We start from the raw sequence: 22,559 nt of genomic DNA, 5'->3' as shown, positions 1-22,559 counted from the left end.
ACCAATAGAGAGCATTATGCAGATAGTTGAAACCGTATTGGCGTTGATACTAACGCTGGGCATTCTGGTGACGCTCCATGAAGCTGGTCACTTTTGGGTGGCTCGCCGCTGCGGTGTCAAGGTTTTGCGGTTTTCTGTTGGTTTCGGGAAGCCTCTGTTTTCGTGGTACGACCGGCAGGGGACCGAGTTTGCGGTTGCGGCTATCCCTCTCGGTGGCTACGTGAAAATGCTGGATGAGCGGGAAGGGCCGGTACCCGAAGAGCTCAAGAGTCAGGCATTCAATGCCAAACCCCCCTCGAAACGTATCGCTATTGCTGCCGCAGGGCCCGTAGCGAATTTCCTGTTTGCCATTGCTGCCTACTGGGTGCTCAGCGTGGTTGGCTTCACCACGGTTGCGCCCATTGTGGGCGAAGTCAGTCAGGGCAGCGTCGCGGAACGGGTGGGGCTCACCAGCGGCATGGAAATCCACCAGGTCGACGGCCGTCGTGTGACGTCATGGCGCGACGTGAACATGCGCTTGCTTGAGCGCACGGGGGAGTTTGGTGAAGTCACCATCGATGTCTCTCAGAACGGTAACCGTGGGATACTGCGGGGGGCTCTGGATGGGTGGAGTCTTAGTGAGGACACACCGAACCCGTTGAATGAGTTTGGTGTGACGCCCTGGCGGCCCGATGTGCCGGCAGTACTGGGGGAGATATCACCAGGGGGCCGGGCTGAGGCCGGCGGGTTGAAGTCCGGCGACCGGGTGGCTGAAGTGGACGGCAAGCCAGTAGCGGACTGGTTCGAACTGGTGGCGTTCATACGCGAGGCGCCCGAAACGCCCCTGGAGCTGACAGTCGAACGTGGTGGTCGCATGGAAAAAGTCCGTGTGACACCCGCACAAAGAACAGCAGACGATGGCAGTGTTACCGGTTTCGTGGGTGCAGGTGTCAGCGAGGTAACCTGGCCTGATCATGTGCTCAGGGATGTCAGTTATGGTCCGCTGGCAGCGATTCCCAACGCGGTCTCCGAAACCTGGGGTGACACTCGTTTGACCCTGGTCGCGATCAAAAAAATGGTGACCGGATTGCTTTCTCCCACTAACCTTAGTGGCCCGATTACCATTGCCAGAATAGCAGAAGCCAGTGTAAGTTCCGGTTTCGAAGACTTTATTCGTTTTCTTGCCTACCTCAGTGTCAGTCTTGGGGTGCTGAACCTTCTGCCAATACCGGTTCTTGATGGTGGGCATATTGTCTATTACACCATTGAAGCCATCCGCCGGAAGCCTTTGTCAGAGCAGGCCCAGGCATTCGGACTGCGTATTGGAATGGCAATGATCCTTACATTAATGGTGTTCGCACTTTACAACGACCTGATGCGGTTGTGAGAATTGCGAACTCCGTACGCGCATCAACAGGCGAAATTATTGAATGAGACGTTCTCTTCTGGGTATAGCTGTAGGCTTGGTAGTCGCCACCTCAACCATAAAACCGGCACTGGCTGATGAATTCACCGTATCCGATATCGAGGTAGAAGGCCTTCAGCGGGTATCCGCAGGGACGGTATTTTCCGCATTTCCCGTTTCGATCGGGGAGCCGGTCGATGAGGTGGAGTTGTCCGACGCCATCAAAGATCTGTTCCGTACCGGCCTGTTTACCGATATCAAGGCTAGCCGTGATGGTGGTGTGCTGATCCTTACGGTCCAGGAGCGACCTTCGATCACGTCTATAGAGATTGAGGGCAACAAGAACATCGAAACCCCCATGCTAATGGATGCGCTATCCGGAGCCGGACTCCAGGAAGGACAGGTATTTCGCCGGGCAACCCTGGAGCGGCTGGAGCTTGAGATTCTTCGGTCTTACATCAGCCAGGGTCGTTACAACGCGCGGGTGAAAGCCACCGCAGAGGACCTTCCCCGCAATCGCGTTGCCATCAAGTTGGACATTAACGAAGGCACGGTTGCGGCTATCCAGCACCTCAATATTGTGGGTAATGACGCGTTTGACGACGAGACGCTGCTGGATCTGTTTGAGCTCCAGACCACCAGCTGGTGGAATTCCATCACCAGCGCCGACAAATACGCCCGGGAGCGCCTGAGCGGCGACCTGGAGTCACTGCGGTCGTTCTACCTTGATCGCGGCTACATCGACTTTACGGTAGAGTCCAGCCAGGTCTCGATTTCTCCCGACAAGAAACAGGTTTTTATTGCTATCTCGCTGAATGAGGGACCGCAGTACACGGTATCGGACGTCAACCTGCGCGGCGAGCTGATCGTGCCCGAGGAAGAACTACGGGAGCTTATTCCCATTGAAGAGGGCGACGTGTTCTCCCGTTCCCGCATGACGGCGATTTCGGAAGCGCTTTCCCGTCGCCTTGGCCGCGAAGGCTATGCGTTTGCAAACGTGAATGCGGTGCCGGAGCCTGCCGACGACAATACAGCTTCGGTGACCTTCTTTGTGGAGCCCGGTAAGCGGGCGTATGTCCGACGCATTAATTTTGATGGCAACGTGTCCACCCGGGACGATGTGTTACGCCAGGAAATGACCCAGATGGAAGGTGGTGTTGCCTCTACCGACCGGATTGAATTCTCGAAAACAAAGCTGGAGCGGCTCGGTTTCTTTGAAACTGTCGATGTGGAGACGGTTCCTGTCCCCGGTACCGATGACTTGGTGGACGTTAACTATTCCGTTGCGGAACAGGCAACGGGTAGTCTGTCAGCGTCTGTCGGCTTTTCGCAGGCTTCCGGGGTAATCCTGGGCGCCAACGTGTCTGAGAACAACTTCTTTGGCAGCGGCAAGCGTGTCTCCTTTGGCGTCAACGTCAGCGATTCCATCAAGAGCGCCAATTTCTCCTACCAGGACCCATACTACACCGTGGATGGCGTTAGCCGTGGTTTCAGCGTGTTTGCCCGTGAAACCGACTTTGAAGAGCAGGATATTTCATCCTACCTGCTGGATGAGTACGGCGGCCGCCTCACTTTCGGCTATCCCACTGACAACATTACCCGCCTCAATTTCGGGCTTGGTTATACGCTGTCCAAGGTGAAGGCGGGTGCATTCACCTCAGAGGAAGTCAAAACCTTCATTGATGAGGAAGGCAACGATTTCAACAATTATTTCCTGTTCGGTTCGTGGCGGCGTAGCACGTTGAATAGGGGTGTTCTGCCGACGGACGGCTACAGCCTGTCGCTATCTGCCGATGTGGCCGTACCAGGCAGTGATCTGACATTCTACAAGCTGAACCAGAAAACCGAGTTCTATCAACCGTTGAACGAGAACCAGACCTGGGTATTCAGGGCGCGTTCAGAGATTGGCTACGGGGACGGCTACAATGGCCGAAGCGTGATGCCGTTCTACGAGCACTTCTATGCCGGTGGCTATGGTTCGGTGCGCGGGTATGAGGCAAACTCTCTTGGTCCGCTTGCCACCAATGCGCCGAATGACTTCTCCGATCCGGATCCCTTCGGTGGTAGCTTGTTGACGGAAGGCAGCCTGGAACTGATTTTCCCCACACCGTTTGCCGGGGATACCCGTTCCATGAGAACTGCGTTTTTCGTGGATGCGGGGCAGGTTTTTGACGCCGATCGGAATTTTGATCCGGCCCTGGATGAAATTCGCCTGTCAGCCGGTGTAGGATTTCAATGGATCACGGCCGTCGGGCCGTTGGCGTTCAGTCTTGCCAAACCCTTGAATGACAAGAGCGGTGATGACACTCAGATATTCCAGTTCTCCCTCGGCCAGACCTTCTGATCGTCAGGGGTTCAGAGAGTGCGAAAGACAATGATAAACAGGAGAAACAACATGTTCCGATATTCCGTTGTAGCGGTTCTGGCAGCGCTACTGGTCGCATTACCGGCCGCAGCCGAAACCAGGATAGGCGTGGTTGATCTTCGTCAGGCCTTGTTCTCGTCCAGCGATGCGCGGGCGTTCAGCGAGACGCTGCAGAAGGATTTTGCGGGCGAGGAAGCCAAGGTGCGTGAAGCCCAGGATGCCGCCCGCAAGCTCAAGGAGCGTCTTGAGAAAGACGGTGCGATGATGAATGACTCCGAGCGCCAACAGATGGCGGCTGAGTTCCAGGAGAAGGTAAAGGAATTCAATTTCCTTAAGCAGCGCCTGGACTCCACGGTGGCCAATCGCAAGCAACAGTTCCTCGAAGAAGCCCGTCCGGAGGTAGACGCGGCGGTTAAGGAGCTTCTGGAAGAGAACAACCTCGACATGATCCTGCCCAGTGAGGCGGTAGTGTATGTCAAGCCTGAAATGAATCTGACAGCAGAGTTGCTAGAGAAACTGGATCGCTGATACCGCGGGCCGGATAATGGCCAGCCCGGATAAACTTTGTGGAGCTGACAATGACAAAGCGTTCGTACCGGCTGGGCGACATTGCTTCGGAGCTTGGCGCGGAGCTCAAGGGCAATCCAGATACGGAAATCAACGGGCTTGCGACGCTTCAGGCGGCTTCTCCGGGCCAGATAGCCTTCCTGGCCAATCCGTCGTACGGACGCTACCTGGCGGAGACCAGCGCTTCAGCGGTTATAATCTCGCAGTCGATTGCGGACCAGTGTCCTACCAATGCCTTATTACTGGATAACCCCTACCTCGGCTATGCTCGCCTGAGCCATTGGTTTGATCCTGCGCCGGTTGCGGCGCCAGGTATTCACCCGTCGGCCGTCGTGGCGTCTTCTGCAATCGTGTCTGATACGGCCTGCATAGGGCCGCAGGCTGTTGTTGAAGCCGGGGCCGTCGTAGGCGAAAACGTCGTCGTGGGCGCTGGCTGTGTTATTGGTGCCCGGTGTCAGATTGGCGAACAGTCTATACTACGTCCACGGGTAACCCTCGCCCACGATATCGTTGTGGGTAAGCGTTGCCATATCCTCAGTGGTGCGGTCATTGGTTCCGACGGTTTCGGGTTTGCCAATGAGAAGGGCACCTGGCATCGCATAGCCCAGCTTGGCCGGGTCATTCTGGGGGACGATGTTGAAGTGGGTGCAAACACTACTATTGATCGGGGAGCGCTGGACGACACGGTCATCGGCGATGGGGTGAAACTTGATAACCTGATTCAGATTGCGCACAACGTCAGTATCGGCAACCACAGCGCCATGGCAGCAATGGTTGGTATTGCCGGCAGCACTCGAATCGGAAGCCACTGTGTCTTCGGGGGTGCATCAGGCGTGGCGGGGCACCTGAATATTGCGGATCAGGTACATCTAACCGGCATGACTCTGGTGACGGGTGACATTCGGGAGCCTGGCGTGTACTCGTCGGGAACCAGCGCCGACAGCAATCGGCAATGGCGTAAAAACGCCGTGCGTTTTCGTCAGCTTGATGCCTTGGCGCGTCGGCTGAAAGAACTGGAAAAGAAAATGGAAGGCTGAGGCCGATACTGATGATGTACATTGATGAAATCATGGAATACCTACCCCATCGCTACCCGTTTTTGCTGGTTGATCGGGTAACCGAGGTAGAAAAGGGACAATTCATCAAGGGGTATAAGAACATTTCCCTTAATGAGCCGTTCTTCACGGGGCATTTCCCCAACAATCCAATCATGCCAGGCGTTCTGATTATCGAGGCCATGGCGCAGCTATCAGGTATTCTCGGCTTTGTGACGGTTGGCCGGAAACCCTCAGACGGCGTGGTACAATATCTGGCTGGTTCCAGCAAGGCGCGTTTCAAGCGCCCCGTGGTGCCGGGGGACAGGCTGTACATGGAGTCACAGATTATTTCCGGAAAGCGTGGAATCTATAAATTCGAGTGCCGCGCACTGGTTGATGATGAAGTCGTCTGTGTGGCAGAAATATTGACCGCTGAGAGAGAAGTTTGATGGCGACAAAAGAATGGTCGGGAGTCCATCCTCAGGCGATTGTGGACTCTTCTGCCAAGCTTGCAGACGACGTTACGGTTGGCCCATGGAGTTACATCGGCCCGGACGTGGAGATCGGTGAAGGCACCGAGATTATGTCTCACGTTGTGATCAAGGGCCCCACGAAAATTGGCCGTAACAACCGTATATTCCAGTTTTCCAGCGTTGGTGAAGAGTGCCAGGACAAGAAATACGCAGGTGAGCCGACCACTCTGGTCATTGGTGATGACAATATCATCCGTGAGAACTGCACCGTTCACCGGGGTACGGTTCAGGATCGCGGAGAAACCCGTATCGGCAATGGCAACCTGCTGATGGCCTACGTTCATGTGGCGCATGACTGTGTCATTGGCAACAATACGATCCTTGCCAACTGCGCTACCCTGGCAGGCCACGTGTCTGTGGGCGATTTTGCCATCCTGGGCGGTGGTACCATGGTTCATCAATTCTGTCATATAGGAACCCACAGCATGAGCGCTGGTGGCAGCATTGTGCTGAAAGACATCCCTGCGTATATCATGGCAAGCGGGCAATCCGCGCAGCCGTTTGGTATGAATGTAGAAGGCTTGCGCCGGCGTGGTTTCAGCAAGGACGTGTTGCTGGCTCTCCGCCGGGCTTACAAGGTTATCTATCGCCAGGGGCTGACCACGGAGCAAGCCGTTGAAGAGCTGGAAAAGGCCTATTCCGATATCCCTGAAGTGAAACCCCTGATCGATTCCCTTCGTGGCGCAGACCGCGGCATCATCCGCTAACCAGGAAGTGGACGCCCCGGTGATGGATCATCACGAAAACTCTGTTATCAGTACCCGCAAAGCAACCTTCGCCATCGTGGCAGGAGAGGCGTCAGGGGATATCCTTGGCGCCGGTCTGATCCGTTCCCTGCGGCTCAGGTACCCCAATGCGCGGTTTGTCGGTATCGGTGGTGAAGAGATGCTCGCAGAGGGCTTTCATTCATTGGTTCCGATGGAGCGGCTGTCGGTAATGGGACTGGTGGAAGTGCTCGGTCGAATCCGGGAGTTGTTCAGTATCCGCGCCCGGCTGATGGACTACCTGCTGGCGACGCCACCGGATGTGCTTATTGGTATCGACTCCCCGGATTTTACCCTTGGCATCGAGCGACGCTGTCGTGATGCCGGCATTCCGACTGCCCATTACGTCAGTCCTTCGGTTTGGGCCTGGCGCCAGAAACGCATCTTCAAGATCGCCAAGTCCGTCAATCTCATGCTGACGTTGTTCCCGTTCGAAGCCCGTTTCTACGAAGAGCACAATGTGCCCGTGGTCTTTGTGGGGCATCCCCTGGCGGACCGTATTCCAATGACGCCTAATACAACCAGAGCCCGTCAGTCCCTGGGGCTTAGGGAAGATGCGCCCGTGCTGGCCATTCTCCCGGGTAGCCGAGGCGGGGAAGTGGAGCGCCTGGGTACCCTTTTCCTGGAAGCCGCACGCTGGATCCAGGGCAAACGCCCGGACTTGCAGCTAGTGATCCCCTGCGTGAACCGGGAGCGGGAAAGGCAAGTTCAAGAACTGGTGGAAGCGCTGGATGTAAAGCTGGCCGTGACCATTGTGCGTGGCCGCTCTCGAGAAGTGATGGAGTCGTCCGACGTGGTATTGCTGGCATCCGGAACCGCCACATTGGAAGCCATGTTGCTGAAAAAGCCCATGGTGGTAGGCTACCGGCTGAGTCGTATCAGCTACGTATTGGTTTCCAGGCTGGTCAAGGTGCCCTACGTGGCCCTGCCAAACCTATTGGCCAAGGAACAATTGGTTCCAGAGTTATTGCAGGATGATGCTTCGCCCCAGTCCCTCGGAGAAGCCGTGCTTGAGCGCCTTGAAAACGAATCCGAACGCGCCCGTCTGACAGCCGCCTTTTCACAATTGCATGAGCAGTTGCTACAGGGTGCCGATGAGCAGTCTGCTGCAGCCGTTTCTGCATTAATAGAAAAAGGCGGGGCAATATGAGCAAACGTCCTTTACCGCCGTTTGAGTGCCGATACAGGGGGCGGCTATTAGCCGGTGTGGACGAGGTGGGGCGCGGGCCGCTGGTGGGGGCTGTCGTCACTGCTGCCGTTATCCTGAATCCGGAAAGGCCAATACCGGGCCTCGCGGATTCGAAGAAGCTGACGGACAAGCGCCGTGAGGTTCTTTACGAACAGATCATCGAGCGCGCAGCCTCCTGGAGCCTGGGGCGCTGTGAAGCCGGTGAGATCGACAGGCTGAACATATTCCAGGCAACTATGGTGGCTATGGAGCGTGCCGTGGCGGGCCTGCATGTCGCTCCGGAATACGTGCTGGTGGACGGCAACCGCTGTCCCGGATGGCGCTGGGCCTCGGAGCCTGTGGTGAAGGGCGACAGCCGGGTGGAAGCCATCAGTGCGGCGTCCATTATCGCCAAAGTAACTCGGGACAGGGAGATGGCCGTGCTCCATGAAGAATTCCCTGAGTACGGCTTTGCCAGTCACAAGGGCTATCCCACCCCGGTACACCTTGAAGCGCTCGGTAGATTGGGCGCAACCACCCACCATCGTCGCTCATTTCGCCCGGTTCAGGAAGCGATTGATGCCGTGGGCTTGTACAGCCGTGCCGAGAATCAGGAACTGCAATATCCCGCCGATTTGTTTGAAGATATCGATTGACAGTTCTCGGTCAAATCCTTAGTATACGCGCACGTTGATCGGGGTAGGCCCCGATAAACAACCAGTTTGATGCGGGGTGGAGCAGTCTGGTAGCTCGTCGGGCTCATAACCCGAAGGTCGTAGGTTCGAATCCTGCCCCCGCTACCACTTATAAAAAGCCGGTCTTTGACCGGCTTTTTTGTGTCTGTTCAGCCTGTTTCAGTACTGAATTCCGCCCCGCACATTTTTCTATCTTTTTGCAATTCCCTTTCCATCAGCTTGCTTCAAATCTAATGCCTTCGTACCGAAAGCATCGCTCGAGGTTGGTGCATCGGGCAAAAACTTGCCTGCAGATCCAAGTGTTTTGAAGCATTTTGCAATTTTATTACCGTTTCTTGTCGAAAAATTGACAGTTTTTTAACTGGTATGATGATGCCATTCACATCGATACTCGCCGCCGATTTGTATAATTTCCAAAATTGACGAAGTATTGGTGAAAAAAAATATGATTCGCGTCATTAAAATGTCACAAAAATGTATAGTCGCGTTTTTTGTGGGAGTTGTGATTACTGGATGTGGTGGCGATTCGTCAGGGAGTTCCAGCAGAGATGGTGTCGCGCAAGGTTCCCCGTCAGGGGTCTTCGAGCGTTCGGCGTCGCTGAGCTGGAACGCTCCGTCAACTCGAGCGAACGGTGATGGAATCAAAATGGGCGAGTTGTCCGGCTACGTCATCAACTATGGCCAGAACCCAGAAAGGCTTTCCGAAACGGTGCGGATTGGCGATGCCGGAACCATGGAATACATCTTTGACGACCTGGACTATGGAACCTGGTACTTCACCATCCAAGTGGAAGATGCCGATGGTTTGATGAGTGCGCCATCAGCACCGGTCAGTAAAACGATCTAACTCAGGCAGCGGATGTCTGATCTGGAGTATTGATATCGTCTGGGCCTTAGCCCAGCGGGTGCGTTATCGGCAGTTTTAGGGTGAAGGCCGACCCTTCTCCTGGGCGCGAGCGAAGGGTGATTTCACCGCGATGTTTTTCGACCACAACGTTCACAAACGACAGCCCGAGTCCCGTGCCATGGTTGCCGGAAAGCTCACTGCTTTTCTTGCGCTGATAACGGTCAAACAGGTAGGGAATCTCTTCGGGGGCAATGCCTTCTCCCTCGTCGCTTACGGTAAGGCATGCTTGGTGGCCCGCCTGAAAGACCTGAATATTGACGATCGAGCCGGAGGGACTGTACTGCACGGCATTGGTCAACAGGTTGATCACGGTCCGTTCAAGCAGTTCCGCATTTCCTTTCAGCCATAAATCCTCGGTTCCCTGAAGTAATAGCTGAATGCTTTTTTCGGCGGCCTGCTCGCTGACGCTGTCGCGGGCGTTCTCGACGATGGCCAAAAACTCGCATTCGTAAAATCGGGTCTCAGTTAGCTGTTCGGCCCTGGCAAGCTGCACGAATTCTTCGGCAAGGTGATAGCTTCGCTTCGCTAGCCGGCCCAATTGGTCGAGCTGTTCCGGCTCGATATGGCCACGATTCCGCTTGAGCTGTTCGATCAATGCAAGTTGGGAAACCAGCGGTGAGCGAACATCATGGGAAATGAAGTCGATGGCCTCCCGGTGTTGTCGCTGCTGTTCCCTGAGCTCCGAGATGTCCGATATGTTGGCGATAATGCCATTTTGATCGCTGTCGGGAAGTGCAAACGGTGCGAAGTGAATCAGGAAATCCTTATTTCGAATCCGTAGGTCCACGGTGCGGCTTTGGGCCAGCGTAAGGGTTTCCGAGACGGTTTCATGCCAGGGCGGATTGTCCCGCGGATCATGCCCCTCCAGAAGTCTGGCCAGGGGCAGTCCGCTAAGGCTTGGCATGGGTTCGCGAAACCATTCTTCAATGTGGCCGTTGGCAAAGCGGATAACGCCCAGTTCGTCGGTCACGATAATGCCGTCTGGCATGCGTTCGAAGCTGCGCCGAATAAACTTCTGCATCTGGCTCATACGCTCGGTCGCCACGCGTACTCGCTCGATTCGGGCCGAGATGTTTTCCCGTGGCCCCGGTTTGGCCGCCTGCGAAGGGGTGCTGGACAGCGGCAAACGGCGGAGGTAACGCTGGGTCGCCTCCCGACTCAGGTTGTTAGGCAGTTTGAGCCCGATTTTGTAGGTTACGCCATTGCGTACCAGGCCGACCCAGCTCTGGCCCTCGATGTGATGCCAATGGCCGGGAGTTTCCAGTGGGGGGATATCGCCGGAGCTCAGGCCAGATGACGTCATAACCTCATCGCCTTTAGCCAACAACCAGCCCTCTGGTTGGAGCAATGCCTGGAAATGGCTGAGCAGTTGCGGTGGATGCCTCAGCGACGGCTCCTCGAGGGTCATGGTCGGCCCACGAGCAAGCTCGTCAAGCTGCCGGTTGAGGAAGCTGTTAGTCATGGCCAGCCGTAACGCGCTGGAAACGGGCAGTGCCAGCAGCGGAATCACGATGGCGTAGGAGATCGGCAGCCAGAGGTTGGCCCCGATCAATAGCAGCGTATGCAGGAGAGCCAGTAAACCGAAACTCGTCAGACACAGAAAAATGGTACGGGCCGGCCTCATACGGGGCAGGGTGAATGACAGCAGAACAATGACCAGAACGGCGAGGCCAATGGCAACTGGCTTTGATATCCGCGATATCAGCTCGCCTTTCACCAATGCGGAATAACTGTTGGCGTGGAACTCAACGCCGGACATCGGCTGACTGAGACCCGAAAAAGGGGTAGGCAGGATGTCGCCAAACCCCGGGGCGGTGGCGCCTACAAAAACGGTTTTCCCGCTGAAAGCCTCCTGTGCCGATGGCTCGTCGAGCACCTTGGTATAAGAGTAGGAAGGCAGCGTACCGGCGCCACCGGCCATTGGAATGGCGCGGTAGTGTTGTCTGACGTTGGTGTAGGGTGGCACGTTGGACGTTTCCGGGTATGGTGACGTCGTATCAGAGGCCGCCAGGGCCAAGCTGGGCCATAACTGATCACCGAGGCCATTGAACAGATAAACCCCTCGCGCCAGGCCATCTTCATCAAGCTCCACGTGGGCATGCCCAAGCGTTGCGGTTGCGGAGGCCAATGCGGGGGCGGGAAGCTGTTCGCTGATCAGGTAGTGTCGGGAGGGCGGTGACAGATGAAGCGGCAGGATGACATTGCCGTGTTTCTGCATGGCGTTGGCCATAGCCTGATCTTCCGGCGACGGTTCGGGAAACAGGATGTCAAAGACAATGGTTTCGGCGCCGGCCTCACGAAGTTTTTCAATGAGCCGTGCATGGGTTGTCCGTGGCCAGGGCCACCGCCCCAGGCGATCCATACTTAACTCGTCAATGGCGATAATGACGACGTCGTCAGCGGGCTCTGCGGGGGTTGCGGTGATAAGGGTATCGTAAAGCCAGAAGTCCAGACGCTCCGGGGCAGAGGTCGTCTGGAGCAATAGCAAAAATGTCAGTAGTGGCAGGCCCAGTGTCCAAGGTGTTGTCTTAATGGGAAACCAGTTCCGGTTCATGGGGCCTGCTGTCGGGTATCAGGAAGTTGTGGGTTATTCCAGAAACAACTCCCTCCCTGGTCCCCACCGGCTTTCAAGCGGGCCGTCAGAGAGAGCTTTCAGGCGGACAAAATACCGTCTTCCGGGAATGAGGCGCAAGGCCGCAGTAGTATCCGACAACGTAGCCTCTTTGATTATGTTGTTAAATCCCGGCTCTTCTGACAGCTGCAGGCGATAGTCGGTCGCGGTATCCACCTTCTGCCAGAACACTCTTACCTGGCTGTCGACGTAGTTGACACTGATGATGCGAACCGGTGGCAGGGTTCCGTTCACGACCAGTGAGCGTGCCTCACTCGTGGCGACGGAATTGCCGCCGGCCTCGGTGACCACCCGCCAGTAGTATTGCCCGGGTGTCAGGGGTCGAGAAGGAAGCGCGCTTTCATCAGGCGCCCACTCACTAGTGGCAATCGTGTTTCCAAAGTCTTTGTTCTCCGAGATTTCCACCCGGGCGACTTCGTTTTCGCCGCGCAACTGCCATCGGAACTCGGGCATGTCGTCGTTAACAGTCGCACCTGGTTCCGGTTGTTCCAGTGCGGCGGTCCGGGCCTGTAAGTCGACTTCAAAAGACATGACGCCGGGCATGCCAGCCATGCCGCGATTGTCGATGGCGGCAAGGTGAATCTCGTAGCGGCCATTGTCCAGCAGGTTGATATCGAAACTACTGTCGCTGACCTTGCTGCTGTTAATCCAGCGGCCGGAATCGGCATCGAAGATATCCACACGATGGCTGTTGGCACCGTTGGGCGCCCAGCTCAGCTTTGCCGGAAGTTGCTTAAGCTGTTGCGGCAGGGGGTTGATCTCCGGAGCTCGGGGCAGGCGGCGAATGTTCATTCTTCCCACACCTGCGGTTGAAACGCTGGCGCTGTAACCGGCTGGAATCCGGCGTGTTTGTCCCGGCGGGCCAAACGACACCTCGCCCTCTGTGACCCGTAGGTCAGTCATGCCGGGCGCCGTCCTGACGGTGAACATGGTGCCCCTGACCGCCGCTACAGCGGAGGGCGTTTCAATCTCGAAGCGCGAGCCACCTTCGATAACGGGCTTCACTTGAGTTTCGATTTCGCCCTGATTGAGGCGCAGGCGGATATCCACCATGCCGGATTTCCCATACTGCGTCAGGCGATTGAAAGCGAGACGGGAATGCGGTGACATCCGTACCACGGAGCCGTCGGCAAGTTCGATGGTGGCGGTGCCAGCGTGAGACAGAATTTCATCACCGACCCGAATCAGAGAGTCGCTGGTCAGAGGGCGTTTGGTGCCGTCACTACCGGAAATCAGTTGTACCGATCCGGTCACCGAGTTTACTCGGGCAGGGTCGGGTTGGCGCTGAAGCCAGGCAAGGGGAATTCGTAGACTGTCTCCGCTGGTCACCGTGGCGGGGTTGTCGATGCCATTGTGCTGGAGCAAGCGAATGGCGGGAATACCTTTGGCCAGCAATGCGTCAGCGATCCCCGCAAAATGTTCACCGGGTCGTACCGTATAGATCCACTCCGGCGTCGCGTTGGATTCCGGGGCAGCGGCGCCCACCTGGGAACCCCGGGTGACCGAAAGTTCCGCCTGTACTGGCAATGCCATCAGGGAACCGAATAGTAGCAGCAAACCGGTGAAGGTTCGCAGAGTGACGCATTGACTCATGTCAGGCTTGTTCCATGACCGTTACGGTCTCATCGGGACCGGAAGCTTTCATTGCTTCAAGACGATAACCGCGCTGGTAGATGGTCTTGATGCGGAAGCCGTTTTCGGGATTGAGGCCCAATCTGCGTCGAAGCCGGCTCATATGTGTGTCCACGGTACGGGTATTGATGTCTTTCGCCAGTCCCCATACCCGCTCAAGCAGCATCTCGCGGGTCAGCAGCCGACCCTGGTTCTGAAACAGGAACAGGGTCAGGTCAAAGTCTTTGTCGGTCAGTGTCAGCACGTTGCCGTGAAGCGCAATGGTCCGAAGCTGGGTATTGATCTCGAACGGGCCATACTGCAACGATTCTTTTTCGACATCGGGGCTGGTGCGACGTGCCAACGCATTGATGCGTGCCACCAACTCTGCCTCGCGAGCGGGTTTAGCCAGGTAGTCATCGGCACCGGCATCGAGCGCCCGCACGATATCAGTCTCGCTGTCGCGCTGGGTGAGAAACACCACCGGAATCTGCCAGTTCAACTGCGCACGTACGCTTTCCAGAACCTCGATCCCGGTCATGTCGGGTATTTGCCAGTCCATCACCAACAGATCATAGCTGCGGTGAAGGACCGCGCTCAGGAATGCCTGGCCTGACGGAAAACTGTCGCAGTGGTGCCCGCGCTCGGACAACACAGACTGAATGTGCTGAGCCTGTTCATGTTCGTCCTCAAGCAGGGCAATTCGCATCAAACGTCTCCCGACATCAAATAGTGTCATATTCAGGCTTCCCGACGAAGGCGGGGAATAGTTATTGAATTCTGCTTCACATTATTACAAATCAGCAATTTCGCTTCAGTGTCGTTATGTAGTGTTGCGTAAACGGATCGCAGGTTTTCCGTTGTCGTCATCCAGTGTTTGTCGGCAGCCGGGGAAATTGCTGCAGCCCCAGAACCAGCCTTTTTTGCCTTTTCTGCGCACCAGAGGCGAAAAGCAGTGCGGGCAGGGAATGGGTTTTTCTCCTGTGCCATCCGCCGGCGACTGGTCCTCGATGGGCCGCGTGCCTTTGCAGTCCGGAAAGCGGGTACAGGCATGGAAGGCACCAAACTTGCCCTCGCGCTGGCGCATGGGAGCGCGACACTTGGGGCAATGCGGCTGCCCCTCGCCTGGTGGGACAGTCCTGGCTTCCTGCTCAGGGGTGTTGATGAACCCGCGTATCTGTTCTTTCAGGTCTGCAATAAACTGCTTGGGATTGCCCTCGCCGCGGCGAATACTTTCCAGGGTCGCTTCCCAAATGGCCGTCATATCCGGCTTGCTGACGGACTCCGGCAACGACTCAATCAACGCCTTCCCCTTTGGCGTCGACCGGATATGGCGCTTGTCCCGGTATAAATAGTCGCGTCGGAAAAGGGTATCAATAATCGCCGCCCGTGTGGCCTCAGTGCCCAGTCCATCGGTTTCACGCAGGGTTTTGCGAAGCTCTGGATCGCTGACAAAACGGGCGATGTTGGTCATCGCTGACAGCAACGTGGCGTCGGTGAAATATTGGGGTGGCTGGGTTTTGCGTTCGGCGATGTCTACAGAGTCACAGAGTATCGGGTCACCTTTTTCCAGGCGGGGGAGGGGCGCTTTGGCGGCTTCCTGTCGGCTTTCCCGCTGACGAATTTCCAGCGTTTTCCAGCCCGGCTGAAGAACCGCGGTTTCGGTTGCTCTGAACGTGTGTTCGCCAATTCCGATCGCTAATTTGCCTTCCCGGTGTATGGCGTCGGCGCTGAACTGCATCAGGTAATACCGGCTGATCAGTTCGTAAATGTTCTTCTCGGCTTCGCTCAGACGTCCATTGGGCGCCTTCCTGGCCGTGGGGATGATGGCATGGTGAGCATCCACCTTTTTGTCGTTCCAGGCTTCGGTGCGGCGGTTCATGTCTGCCGCCTCGCAGGCTGCCGTCAGTTCGCCGGAGACATTGCCAATAGCCTGCACCACGCTCTGGCGTTGATCAAAATGCCCTTCCGGCAGATAACGGCAGTCCGAGCGGGGATAGGTAATCAACTGGTGGCGTTCGTACAGGTTCTGGGCGGTGTCCAATACGTCTTTAGCGCCCATGCGGAACAGTCGCCCCGCCTCGATTTGCAGGGCAGAGAGTGAGAACGGCAGGGGTGGTGCTTCGTTCCTGTCGCGAAAACGGGATTCCGTAACTTTGCCGGGCCGTCCTTCTACGGCTTCGGCGATCTGCGTGGCGACATCGCTGTCCAACAAACGGTCTTCTTCATCCAGGTATTCCCGGTAGGCTTCCGAGGGCTGCCAGCGTGCCGTAAACGCTTGCGGGTCCGATTCCTCATCCACTGCGTGGCATGTCGCCTGAACGCGGAAAAAAGGTTTCGGCTGGAAGTTCTCAATGGTGTTGTCCCGAGCCACCACCAATCCGAGCACCGGGGTTTGTACCCGGCCGACGGAATACACGCCCTGCTGGCCCTGCTGCTGGTAGGACAGCGTGTAGAAACGGGTAAGATTAATGCCGTAGAGCCAGTCCGCCCGCTGACGGGCAAGGGCGGAATGGGACAAGCGGCGGAATTCACGATTGTCCTTCGGTGCCTGGATGGCCTTTGCCACCGCCGCCGGAGTCAGGTCATTGATCAGGATTCGCTGCACGGGGCAGGTGGCGCCTGTGTAGCGGATGACTTCGTCTACCAACAGTTGGCCTTCACGGTCCGGATCGCCGGCATGGATGATGGTCTCTGCCTTGCGGATCAGCGATTCCAATACCTTGAGCTGCTGGCGTACGCTGTCTTTGGGCATCACCTCCCAGTGCCCGGGAAACAGGGGCAAATCTTCCTGTCGCCATTTTTTCCAGCGCGGGTCGTACTGGCCGGGTTCTGCTGGTTCCAACAGGTGGCCGATACACCAGCTAATGGTGCTTGCGTTGCTTCCGTCGCCGCAACGAATCCACCCGTTCCCCTTCTGGTGGGGAGAGGGGAGGGCAGCGGCAATTGCCCGGCCCAGGCTTGGTTTTTCAGCAATGTACAGGCGCATAAGTCGGAAGCAGTTTTCGGGTGGGGGTGGAAGATGGCGCTTTGTCGGTATCCTGTCAAGGTAACACAGCGTTTGGTGTAGTAGACTGTTCCATAACACATTCGATCAGGAGCAGGCCTGTTTATGTCCACACAACAAGCCATTGAGCACAAGCTGACAAGCGCTTTCGACAGCCAACACCTCATGGTTGAAAACGAGAGCCACAAACACAACGTGCCACCGAACTCTGAAACCCATTTCAAAGTGACCCTGGTGTCTCCGGAGTTTGAGGGGCAGGGCAAGGTCAAGCGCCACCAGGCCATCTATAAAATACTGGCGGACGAAATGTCCGGTGGCGTCCACGCCCTGGCGCTGCACGTTTATTCACCACAGGAGTGGGAGGCGTCCGGCCAGGCAGCGCCCGATTCTCCCAATTGCATGGGCGGCTCCAAGAACGATCCGGCCTTTGCATCCGGAGGTGGCCAGTGAGCCAGTTCTTCCAGATTCACCCGGAAACGCCCCAGAAACGACTGATCAACCAGGCTGTGGATATTCTCCGCAAGGGGGGCGTTATTGTGTACCCGACGGATTCCGCCTACGCCATTGGTTGCCACCTCGGTGACAAGCAGGCAGCGGACCGGATCAAGCGGATTCGCCGCCTGGATGACAAGCACAACTTCACCCTGATGTGTCGGGACCTGTCGGACATCGGCGTGTTCGCGAAGGTTGATAACACCCAGTATCGGCTACTCAAGAACTTCACGCCGGGGGCTTACACATTCATTCTGGACGCCACCAGTGAAGTACCGCGCCGCCTGCTGCATCCCAAACGCAAGACCATTGGCATGCGGGTGCCGGACAACGCCATTGTGCAGGCGCTGTTGGCGGAACTGGGCGAACCCATCATGAGCAGCACGCTGATATTGCCGGGTGACGAGGACCCGATGACGGATCCTTATGACATCAGGGAAACTCTGGAGCACGAGCTGGATCTGATCATCGATGGTGGTTTTTGCGGCCTGGAGGCGACCACCGTGGTGAACATGACAGGGGATGCGCCTGAGGTAACTCGCGTCGGTAAAGGAGATCCCGAGCCCTTCCGGATTTAACGGAATCAGGCTCGGGTGTTCAGGCTCAGGGCGAAATTTTTGCGGTCTGCGTAGTTGGTGGCCTGATCGGTATTTATGGTTCTGCGCAGGCTGTCGTATCGGTGCGCCAGGTCCTGCAGGCCGTTAAATTGCTGGTTATCGCTGACCAGGGTGTCCAGCAGTGAATTGTTCACGCCGTAGGCCTTGTTCAGCTTCAGCGCGTTGTCCACAAAGTGCAGGGTGGGCTCGCTGGCGCTGAGCCGGCTAAACGCCTCCCCGAATGGCTTGCTGTTGTTCAGGTCCTGCTCGATACGGTTGCGGGATTCCTCCGGTATACCACCGCCAACGCTGATCTTGCCGTCGTCGTTCTTTGAGACTTCCACGCTGGTTGCAGGGCTCAGTTTGTACTCGGCAAGTTTGTGCCGCAGTGTTTCCCGCATATAGGCAAGGTCCTGCCCGACGGTTTGTTTGTATTCCGCCATCTGCAAGCGAGTGGATTTGGGGCGGCCGGTTTCGAAGCTCGCCCGCTCCGACAGGGTAAACCGGTCATCGGTTGCAGAGACCGGCACCTCTGGTGCTGTGGGCTTTGGCGACGCATTGCCCGATGCTGCCGGCTGTTTCTTCTCCATGGCCTGCTGGAACTGGGTGCTGGCTTTGATCAGCGATGTGAGTAGCGACATGGCGTTGGTCCCCTCCCATGGCCAATGGGGAAATGTTGACGGTTTTGGTGTCTAGGGGAGGGGTAAGCACAAAGTGGGCCATCAAATGTCTCGGATTACTACCTTGTGACCAATATTGGGCTGGGTATTTCCACCACCGCAGGCAATGAAGAAAAATATCAGGCAAAAAAGCGGTCGCAGGATAGAAACGTTTGCGTCAGGGACAGGTCTTGAAAGTATCAAGAATTTGTCAAACTCACCTGTAGCGGCAGTTGTAACTGCCAGTCCATCCCATTGGCGGCGTTATGCTCAGAGATCAGCGCACCGCCGAACTGGGTGACCACCATTTCCACGATGGCGAGACCTAGGCCGTGGCTTTCCGGGCCGGCACGCCCGGCCGCGGAATTGCTGTCCGGGCCTTGGTCCCGAACCATCACGCGCATTTGGCGTTGGCCGCTGCCGTCCGTGTTTGCTTGCAGTTGCAGCTTGCAGGGCCCGCTGGAGTATTTCAGGGCATTCTCCAGCAGATTGCGCAAAGCCACCACCGCCAGCGCCTTGGGTACCGCCAGTTGGGCCTCGGGGTAGGGGGCTGGTAGCTGAATCCGCTCTCGCTGGGGTAGATCTTCCAGTGCGCCGTCGATCATCTCGCTAACCGGGCAACCGTTACCTCCGGTAAAGCCTTGGCGCTCCATGCGCGAGAGCATCAATAGCTGTTCAGTTACCGACTGCAGGCGGGCCACGCCTTTTTCGGCATTGGTCAACGCCAATAGCTGGCGTTCGCCGGACACCCGTTGCGCCACCTGCAGGTGCGTTTTGATGCCTGTCAGCGGCGTGCGGAATTCATGGGCGGCACTGTTGGCAAAGCGTTGCTCCCAAGCCATGGTGCTGGCCACCCGGGAGAACAGGCCGTTGAGTGTTTCTACCACAGGAGTGAGTTCGGCCGGCGCCCGTCGAAGCTGCACCGGGTCGAGGTTTTCCGGAGTGCGTCGGCGTAGTTGGTCCTGTAGCCCCTGCAAGGGGCGTAGGCCGCCACGCACGCCCCACCAGAGCACCGCCAGCCCGCCCAGCAGGGCTAGGGTGAATGGGACGACCATCACCAGAATAATGCTGTTGGCCAAGGCAACTCGCTCCGACATCCGGTCGGCGGTGGTGATGAGAGTGCCATTCTGCTCCAGGGTGTACAATCGCCACTGCTGGTCGCCGATTTTTCGGGTGCTGAAGCCTGGTCGCGTTGCCTCGGAAAACTGGGAGTGGGAACCACTGGTTTGCAGTAACACTTCGCCTGATGCAGAGCGAATCTGGCAGGCGACGCCTTCGGCGTCCGGGTGAACCAGCAGCGGGTTGCTTTGTCGGGAAATCAGCATTTCTGGCTGGCGGGCGATCAGCCCCGCCACCATAGTGGCGGAAGAAGCCAGGCGCTGGTCCAGAGTATGGGACACCTGCTGATCCAGGTGCAGATACATCATCGCGGCCACGGACAGCCAGAGCGCCAGAAAGGCGCTGCCCAAAGACCAGATCAGTCGGCTTTGCAAGCTCATGAGTTGGCTCCGGAAGATTCCGGCGGTGGTCCCAGTCGATAGCCGAGCCCGCGTTCAGTGACCACTACGTACCGGTAGAGTTTGCGGCGCAGGTGATAAATGTGCACGTTCAGGGCGTTGCTTTCAACGCTGGTGTCCATGCCGTACAGGCCATCCTTGAGCTGGTCTTCACTCAGCACAGCACCACGGGCGTTGATCAGCTTTTCCAACAGCGCCAGCTCCCGGCGCGACAGAGTTACCGGGTTACCGTGCAGGAACACCTGGCCGAAATCCGGCTGTACTTTCAACTCCCCGTGGCACACTTCTGACACCGCCCGGCCGGCGGCCCTGCGTACCAGGGCATTGAGCCGGGCGACGAGTTCGTCCAGTTCGAAGGGTTTAAGAACATAATCGTCGGCACCGGCTTCCAGGCCGCGGACCCGATCCGGCACTGCATCCCGGGCGGTCAGAATCAGTACCGGGGTGGCCACACCCTGTTGACGCCAGTGGTCAAGCAGGCCCACGCCATCGCCATCAGGCAGGCCCAGGTCCAGAATCACCACGTCACAGCCGAACTGCGAAATGGCCGCGCGGGCCTCGCGGGTAGTGCGTACCCGATCGACGGTACAGTGATGCAGCGTCAATCCGGCTTCCAGGCCTGAGGCCACCAGATCGTCGTCTTCTACCAGTAATACGTGCACGTGAACGGGTTTCCTCTGGACAGTGATTTCGCTTAGGGCGCCGTTAATGCTGTGTTAATCCACCCGCCACAGACTGCGCGAACTGAATCCGTAGATGTTTACCAGAACCAACAGGAGCAGCGTGTGCGAGCATTACGACTCTGGGTACCGATCTTATCCACTCTGATCGCATTAGCAACCAGCTGGCCGGTGGCCAGCCAGTCTTTGGTCGGCGGCAGCAATGATTTTGTGCCGGTGCAGGAGGCGTTCCAGTACCAGGTGGAAGACAACGGTGATGGCACCCTGACTCTGAGCTGGGACATAGCACCGGACTACTATCTCTACAAAAAGCGTATGACCATCGAAGGGGCGGATGGTGCCCTGGGTGAAATTCAGTACCCGTCTGGCACTATGATTCATGATGAATTCTTTGGTGAATCCGAGGTGTTCTATAACAGCGTAGACTTGCTGGTTAATACCGGTGAGGCCGGCGCCCTTAAACTGACCTGGCAGGGGTGTGCCAAAGCTGGGTTGTGTTACCCACCGCAGTCGGCCACGGTTGATTTCAACGGTAATCCGGTGTCGACGGTCGACACCGAAACTGCATCGGCAGCATCGGGTAGCGGAAACACCAGTGCCGCCCCGGCGGCAAACAGCGGCAATGAACTGGCGGAAGATGAGTCTTTGACCCGGCAACTGGCCTCCAGCGGCCTGTTCTGGAACCTGATGGTGTTTTTCGGCCTGGGGCTGCTGCTGGTGTTCACGCCTTGTGTGTTGCCGATGATTCCGATCCTGTCCACCGTTATCGTCAGCAACGAGGCCGGCCGAGGGTGGGCTTTTACACTGTCCGGCGTGTACGTGGTTACCATGGCCATCACCTACTCTCTGCTTGGCGTGGCGGCCGCCCTGGCTGGCGCCAACCTGCAGGCCATGTTGCAGGCGCCGGTGTTCATTATTTCCATTGCCGTGGTCTTCGTTGTGCTGGCGCTGTCGATGTTTGGTCTGTACGAGTTGCAGTTGCCCGGTTTTATTCGCGACCGCCTGGGACGGCTCAGCAATAATCAGCAGGGTGGCAGCTTGGCCAGTGCCGCCGGCATGGGTGTGGTGGCGGCCCTGCTGGCCAGCCCGTGCATGACCGCCCCGCTGGCCGGCGCACTGATCTACATCGCCGACACCGGTGATGCCACCCTCGGTGGCTTGGCGTTGCTGGCGCTGGGACTGGGCATGGGCACGCCGCTGATCGCACTGGCTACCTTTGGGGCCGGCCTGCTGCCCAAGCCCGGGGCCTGGATGGACGTTGTCAAAGCGGTGTTCGGCTTCATTCTGCTGGGTGCCACCGTGTACTTCCTGGAGCGCATTCTGGACAACGCCGTGGTGCTGGGCCTGTGGGGGGCGCTCACCATCGCGCTGGGGCTGTCGCTCTGGCACATTGCCCGGGCGGTTTCCCGCAGTATGCCACTGCGCACACTGACCAGCAGTGCCGGGGCGGTGGTCACGCTCTGGGGCGCACTGATGATGATTGGTGCCGCCGCCGGTGGCAGCCAGATCTGGCAACCCCTGAACGGCCTGGCGATGGCGGGCACAGCCAATGCTATGTCTACACCGCAGCACGCCCAGTTCGACGATTTCAAATCCGTGGCCGACCTGGACCAGGCCGTCGCGAGGGCCGGCAGCCAAGGCCAGTGGACCCTGGTGGATTTCTATGCGGACTGGTGTGTGTCCTGCAAGGTCATTGAGGAAGAGGTGTTCGGCGATGAAACCGTGATTGCCGAACTGTCGGATATGCAGTTGTTGCGGGCCGATGTCACCGCCAACGATGCGCAGGACCGGGAACTGATGCAGCATTTGCGGGTCATTGGCCCACCAACCATTCTGATCATCGGACCGGACGGCACCGAGTATCGCTCTCAGCGTACCACCGGTGAGGTGTCCGCCGAAGTCTTCTTGAACCGCCTGGACCAGGCCCGCCAATCCTGAAGGAGGC

At 57.4% G+C, this 22,559-nt stretch carries 19 protein-coding genes and 1 tRNA gene; 13 read left to right on the top strand and 7 right to left on the bottom strand.

The genetic code is table 11. The annotated features are described in order from the left end of the window. Window positions 1-16 precede the first annotated feature (16 nt). The 10 genes from rseP to AC13D2_RS11045 all read left to right on the top strand — a co-directional run bounded on the left by rseP (window position 17) and on the right by AC13D2_RS11045 (window position 9,360). The gene (rseP, locus tag AC13D2_RS11090) at window positions 17-1,366 is read left to right on the top strand and encodes an RIP metalloprotease RseP (RefSeq protein WP_292046857.1); all 1,350 of its coding nucleotides are present in this window, start codon (window positions 17-19) and stop codon (window positions 1,364-1,366) included. Between the two features lie 43 nt (window positions 1,367-1,409). After that, complete coding sequence (bamA, locus tag AC13D2_RS11085) at window positions 1,410-3,728, top strand: outer membrane protein assembly factor BamA (RefSeq protein ID WP_292046856.1); 2,319 nt, start codon at window positions 1,410-1,412, stop codon at window positions 3,726-3,728. A gap of 51 nt (window positions 3,729-3,779) precedes the next feature. After that, window positions 3,780-4,277 (top strand): OmpH/Skp family outer membrane protein, encoded by a 498-nt coding sequence (locus AC13D2_RS11080; RefSeq protein WP_292046855.1) that lies wholly within the window; start codon window positions 3,780-3,782, stop codon window positions 4,275-4,277. Window positions 4,278-4,327: 50 nt separating this feature from the next. Further along, complete coding sequence (lpxD, locus tag AC13D2_RS11075; protein ID WP_300498357.1) at window positions 4,328-5,353, top strand: UDP-3-O-(3-hydroxymyristoyl)glucosamine N-acyltransferase; 1,026 nt, start codon at window positions 4,328-4,330, stop codon at window positions 5,351-5,353. An 11-nt stretch (window positions 5,354-5,364) separates the two neighbouring features. Further along, window positions 5,365-5,802, top strand: coding sequence for a 3-hydroxyacyl-ACP dehydratase FabZ (gene fabZ, locus AC13D2_RS11070; protein ID WP_300498359.1), 438 nt, complete (start codon window positions 5,365-5,367; stop codon window positions 5,800-5,802). Beyond that, window positions 5,802-6,593 carry an acyl-ACP--UDP-N-acetylglucosamine O-acyltransferase gene (gene lpxA / locus AC13D2_RS11065; RefSeq protein ID WP_292046854.1) on the top strand — a complete coding sequence of 264 codons (792 nt, stop codon included), beginning with the start codon at window positions 5,802-5,804 and terminating at the stop codon, window positions 6,591-6,593. Before fabZ ends, lpxA begins: the two co-directional genes overlap by 1 nt. Before the next feature lie 22 nt (window positions 6,594-6,615). Continuing rightward, a complete protein-coding gene (lpxB, locus tag AC13D2_RS11060; protein WP_482938603.1) occupies window positions 6,616-7,800 on the top strand; it encodes a lipid-A-disaccharide synthase in 1,185 nt (394 codons plus the stop codon). Beyond that, window positions 7,797-8,474: a ribonuclease HII gene (gene rnhB, locus AC13D2_RS11055; protein ID WP_292046853.1), complete on the top strand. Its 678-nt coding sequence runs from the start codon at window positions 7,797-7,799 to the stop codon at window positions 8,472-8,474. The genes lpxB and rnhB overlap by 4 nt, the downstream gene beginning before the upstream one ends. 70 nt (window positions 8,475-8,544) lie before the next feature. Beyond that, window positions 8,545-8,621, top strand: a tRNA-Met gene (locus tag AC13D2_RS11050). A 337-nt stretch (window positions 8,622-8,958) separates the two neighbouring features. Beyond that, window positions 8,959-9,360 (top strand): fibronectin type III domain-containing protein, encoded by a 402-nt coding sequence (locus AC13D2_RS11045; RefSeq protein WP_292046850.1) that lies wholly within the window; start codon window positions 8,959-8,961, stop codon window positions 9,358-9,360. 46 nt (window positions 9,361-9,406) lie between these two features. Here AC13D2_RS11045 and AC13D2_RS11040 read toward each other — a convergent pair whose 3' ends face one another. From AC13D2_RS11040 to AC13D2_RS11025, 4 genes are all read right to left on the bottom strand, one after another. Continuing rightward, window positions 9,407-11,974: a CHASE2 domain-containing protein gene (locus tag AC13D2_RS11040; protein ID WP_482938602.1), complete on the bottom strand. Its 2,568-nt coding sequence runs from the start codon at window positions 11,972-11,974 to the stop codon at window positions 9,407-9,409. 33 nt (window positions 11,975-12,007) lie between these two features. Beyond that, window positions 12,008-13,645 (bottom strand): FecR domain-containing protein, encoded by a 1,638-nt coding sequence (locus AC13D2_RS11035; protein ID WP_482938601.1) that lies wholly within the window; start codon window positions 13,643-13,645, stop codon window positions 12,008-12,010. Window position 13,646: 1 nt separating this feature from the next. Beyond that, complete coding sequence (locus AC13D2_RS11030; RefSeq protein WP_482938600.1) at window positions 13,647-14,372, bottom strand: response regulator transcription factor; 726 nt, start codon at window positions 14,370-14,372, stop codon at window positions 13,647-13,649. A gap of 114 nt (window positions 14,373-14,486) precedes the next feature. Beyond that, window positions 14,487-16,652 carry a DNA topoisomerase III gene (locus AC13D2_RS11025; protein WP_482938599.1) on the bottom strand — a complete coding sequence of 722 codons (2,166 nt, stop codon included), beginning with the start codon at window positions 16,650-16,652 and terminating at the stop codon, window positions 14,487-14,489. A 123-nt stretch (window positions 16,653-16,775) separates the two neighbouring features. Between AC13D2_RS11025 and AC13D2_RS11020 the strand changes: the two genes are divergently transcribed. Both AC13D2_RS11020 and AC13D2_RS11015 read left to right on the top strand, forming a co-directional pair. Beyond that, a complete protein-coding gene (locus AC13D2_RS11020; protein ID WP_007151772.1) occupies window positions 16,776-17,120 on the top strand; it encodes a BolA family protein in 345 nt (114 codons plus the stop codon). Beyond that, the gene (locus AC13D2_RS11015) at window positions 17,117-17,740 is read left to right on the top strand and encodes an L-threonylcarbamoyladenylate synthase (RefSeq protein WP_007151771.1); all 624 of its coding nucleotides are present in this window, start codon (window positions 17,117-17,119) and stop codon (window positions 17,738-17,740) included. Before AC13D2_RS11020 ends, AC13D2_RS11015 begins: the two co-directional genes overlap by 4 nt. A 5-nt stretch (window positions 17,741-17,745) precedes the next feature. Here the strand turns inward: AC13D2_RS11015 and AC13D2_RS11010 are convergent, their stop codons facing one another. From AC13D2_RS11010 to AC13D2_RS11000, 3 genes are all read right to left on the bottom strand, one after another. After that, window positions 17,746-18,399: a hypothetical protein gene (locus tag AC13D2_RS11010; RefSeq protein WP_300499411.1), complete on the bottom strand. Its 654-nt coding sequence runs from the start codon at window positions 18,397-18,399 to the stop codon at window positions 17,746-17,748. A 218-nt stretch (window positions 18,400-18,617) separates the two neighbouring features. Then, window positions 18,618-19,916, bottom strand: a complete 1,299-nt coding sequence (locus AC13D2_RS11005) for a histidine kinase dimerization/phospho-acceptor domain-containing protein (protein ID WP_482938598.1) — start codon at window positions 19,914-19,916, stop codon at window positions 18,618-18,620. Then, entirely contained in the window at window positions 19,913-20,596 is a 684-nt protein-coding gene (locus tag AC13D2_RS11000; RefSeq protein WP_482938597.1) for a response regulator, read from the bottom strand. Before AC13D2_RS11000 ends, AC13D2_RS11005 begins: the two co-directional genes overlap by 4 nt. 123 nt (window positions 20,597-20,719) lie before the next feature. On the opposite strand from AC13D2_RS11000, the gene dsbD reads away from it, so the two are divergent. Continuing rightward, window positions 20,720-22,552, top strand: a complete 1,833-nt coding sequence (gene dsbD / locus AC13D2_RS10995) for a protein-disulfide reductase DsbD (RefSeq protein ID WP_482938596.1) — start codon at window positions 20,720-20,722, stop codon at window positions 22,550-22,552. Window positions 22,553-22,559: the final 7 nt, after the last annotated feature.

Source organism: Marinobacter sp. B-12, from assembly GCF_056857915.1.
This window is presented reverse-complemented; position numbering and strand designations above follow the sequence as displayed.

Bases quoted from the DNA above. Each gene is read 5' to 3' on its own strand.
- rseP (WP_292046857.1), top strand. From the start codon at position 17: ATGCAGATAGTTGAAACCGTATTGGCGTTGATACTAACGCTGGGCATT.
- AC13D2_RS11010 (WP_300499411.1), bottom strand. From the start codon at position 18,399: ATGTCGCTACTCACATCGCTGATCAAAGCCAGCACCCAGTTCCAGCAG.
- lpxD (WP_300498357.1), top strand. From the start codon at position 4,328: ATGACAAAGCGTTCGTACCGGCTGGGCGACATTGCTTCGGAGCTTGGC.
- AC13D2_RS11025 (WP_482938599.1), bottom strand. From the start codon at position 16,652: ATGCGCCTGTACATTGCTGAAAAACCAAGCCTGGGCCGGGCAATTGCC.
- AC13D2_RS11030 (WP_482938600.1), bottom strand. From the start codon at position 14,372: ATGCGAATTGCCCTGCTTGAGGACGAACATGAACAGGCTCAGCACATT.
- AC13D2_RS11005 (WP_482938598.1), bottom strand. From the start codon at position 19,916: ATGAGCTTGCAAAGCCGACTGATCTGGTCTTTGGGCAGCGCCTTTCTG.
- AC13D2_RS11035 (WP_482938601.1), bottom strand. From the start codon at position 13,645: ATGAGTCAATGCGTCACTCTGCGAACCTTCACCGGTTTGCTGCTACTA.
- fabZ (WP_300498359.1), top strand. From the start codon at position 5,365: ATGATGTACATTGATGAAATCATGGAATACCTACCCCATCGCTACCCG.
- lpxB (WP_482938603.1), top strand. From the start codon at position 6,616: ATGGATCATCACGAAAACTCTGTTATCAGTACCCGCAAAGCAACCTTC.
- rnhB (WP_292046853.1), top strand. From the start codon at position 7,797: ATGAGCAAACGTCCTTTACCGCCGTTTGAGTGCCGATACAGGGGGCGG.
- AC13D2_RS11020 (WP_007151772.1), top strand. From the start codon at position 16,776: ATGTCCACACAACAAGCCATTGAGCACAAGCTGACAAGCGCTTTCGAC.
- AC13D2_RS11045 (WP_292046850.1), top strand. From the start codon at position 8,959: ATGATTCGCGTCATTAAAATGTCACAAAAATGTATAGTCGCGTTTTTT.
- lpxA (WP_292046854.1), top strand. From the start codon at position 5,802: ATGGCGACAAAAGAATGGTCGGGAGTCCATCCTCAGGCGATTGTGGAC.
- AC13D2_RS11080 (WP_292046855.1), top strand. From the start codon at position 3,780: ATGTTCCGATATTCCGTTGTAGCGGTTCTGGCAGCGCTACTGGTCGCA.
- AC13D2_RS11040 (WP_482938602.1), bottom strand. From the start codon at position 11,974: ATGAACCGGAACTGGTTTCCCATTAAGACAACACCTTGGACACTGGGC.
- bamA (WP_292046856.1), top strand. From the start codon at position 1,410: ATGAGACGTTCTCTTCTGGGTATAGCTGTAGGCTTGGTAGTCGCCACC.